At 57.3% G+C, this 246-nt stretch carries 1 pseudogene; it reads right to left on the reverse strand.

Features of this window, described 5'->3' with window-relative positions:
- Nucleotides 1-14: 14 nt before the first annotated feature.
- Nucleotides 15-246 (reverse strand): annotated as a pseudogene (locus AAEY72_RS15940) (hypothetical protein); the annotation flags it as partial.

A 246-nucleotide genomic window follows, 5' to 3' on the forward strand; every position in this document is an offset into this window, starting at 1 on the left:
GCTTACATCCATGGTCACTGGATATCTTCCGGCTTCACGATCACCCAGTTTTTATCCGCCGTCACCAGCAGCCCTTCCTTGGCTTGCGCCGCCGCGTGCTTGGCGATCATGCCGTTGAGTTGGGTCATGTACTTGTCTTTGCGGTTGATCCACAGGTGGACGCCGCCCTTGGCCACGTCCACATCGTGGAACAGCATGTAGCCGTCGCTGGTCGGTGTGTCACCGCCGACAATCACTGGTTTTTTC

The organism is Psychrobacter sp. W2-37-MNA-CIBAN-0211, from assembly GCF_040309405.1.
GTDB lineage: Bacteria > Pseudomonadota > Gammaproteobacteria > Pseudomonadales > Moraxellaceae > Psychrobacter > Psychrobacter glaciei.